The sequence below is a fragment of the Schnuerera sp. genome, assembly GCF_035459645.1.
GTDB lineage: Bacteria > Bacillota > Clostridia > Tissierellales > Tepidimicrobiaceae > Schnuerera.
Map to the genome: position 1 here is coordinate 1 of NZ_DATHXO010000052.1, position 2,085 is coordinate 2,085.

Consider the following 2,085-nt stretch of genomic DNA (forward strand, 5'->3'; position numbering starts at 1 on the left):
TACCTCCCTCTATAATTTAAATTTATCTTCAAAATACTCACTTATTCTTAGAATTTCTAATAGTTTTAAAAAGAAGCTAGTGGATATTAGTATAAAATATTCAAATATATGGATTTTAGGGCTGCGTTTAAATAGACATACGGCTATTTTTGCTAAAAACGAATATAATCGCTCTCAAAATCTCCACAATGGCTCATGGTGATTTACCCTCCCATGTCTCACAGGATCTATTTGTCCCTAAATTCCTTCGTTCTATCTATCCATGAGGTGGAGGCTGGAAATGCTCCTTTACGGGATCTATGTCCTTATGGAATAAATTTCTACCAGCTCTCTTCAGCTTCCTTTTTCAAAGTTCAAAATTCTTAAATAAGTTTATATTATAAAAAGCTTAAGATAGTGCAGTTTCCTGTAATATCACTTTCATTTTAAGCTGCTTTTTTTAAATATTCAAAGTTCATATCACCTAATAATTTTTCTGAATTATACATTGTTTTCTTTTTGCCTACAGCAAATAGAATTCTGATCAACTTATTACACAATGCTATTAATGATTGTTTCTTTTTTAATGGATTATTATTTCGTGTTGTATAATATCTATGGAGATTATTAAACTCATTGTTTTTACTTACCATTGGCATAACTGCCTTAAAAAGAATAGCCCTTAATTTATGCCTTCCTCTTTTAGATATCGTTGTTTTCCCTTTATGTTTACCAGAACTATTTTCTTTTAAGTTTAATCCTGCAAGTTTTCGAATCTGATTTGGATGAGAATAATTATTCAAATCTCCTGTTTCAGATAAAAATCCGGCTACAGTTGTTACACCAACACCTGGTATTGAGAGCATCTCTTGAGCCCCTGGTATTTGAGATAATATTTTTTCAATAAATATCATCAATTCTTCCATTTGATTAGTAAGCATTTCATATCTATCTAGCAGGTTCATAAGCTGTTTTTTGGCCATATGCATGCCTGTTTGAATACCAACTGATATTCTAGCTGTTTTTAAAAGTTTCTTTGCTCTTTTTGGGCCTACAGCTCTCTTAATGTCTTTTTTCCAAACTTTTATTATTTCCTGTTCCCCTAGCTTCAATATATCCTTAGGAAATGGAAATTCTCTAAGTGTTATTAAAGAAGTTTTTCCTTCTATATTTTTGAAAACAGTTGGAAATTCAGGGAAATACTTGTCTATCCATCGATGGATTTTATTTTTTATTGATCCTAATTCTCTATTAATATCATCTCTTTCATCCATTGCTACCCTTAATTCTGCATATATACCTTCAGGAATTACAGGTTCTGAGTACCTTCCATCCTTCACTAGTTGAGCTATTACTTTAGCATCTTTTAAGTCATTTTTCGTAGGTGAATTGTCATCTAGTTCTTTAGTCTTTTTAACATGCATTGGATTTACTAGAACTAGTTTAATATTTTCTCCACTTAGAAAATGTCCTATGTTAAACCAATAATGTCCTGTTGGTTCCATGCCTACAACTATTTTACTTTTTTCATTTTTCATACAAATATCTTTAGACCAATTAACTAATTTTTTAAAACCTTCAATTGAATTATTAAATGCAAGAGCTTTACCAAGCTCTACACCTCTGTAATCCTGTGCTCTCGCAACATGAGTATGTTTAGCAATATCAACTCCAATAATTAAAGTATCAATATCTATTTGCTTAATCTTTTCATTTTGTGTATAATTCATTTTAGAATACCTCCTGTTATTTAATTTAAGGGTCAGTTTTTCCTGCAGGAATTCCCTGACACCTTGTATTTTAACAGGTGGTATTTTTTTATTCAAATGTGATTTTTATTTATTACAGGAATGCTCCTTAAATAGAATAATAGCATAAAATTGCGTGACTGGATTAAACAATTATTAAGGCTAACAATAGTCATTAATCATGATCAATCAAATTGAGCTGCAAAGTATCTTTTAAGATGGAGAAACACTAAATTCCTAAATTATTAATATTACCTATTAGTTCATTTTTAAATTTAATAAAATCATCCTCATCAAAACCATCTTTATATAATTCATTTACTTGCCATAATCCACTATCTCTAATCCTTTCTTTTGT

The 2,085-nt window shown here is 30.0% G+C and carries 1 protein-coding gene; it reads right to left on the reverse strand.

The features are described 5' to 3' along the window. Positions 1–425 precede the first annotated feature (425 nt). Entirely contained in the window at positions 426–1,709 is a 1,284-nt protein-coding gene (locus tag VK998_RS01220; RefSeq protein WP_321716023.1) for an IS110 family RNA-guided transposase, read from the reverse strand. Between the last annotated feature and the right edge of the window lie 376 nt (positions 1,710–2,085).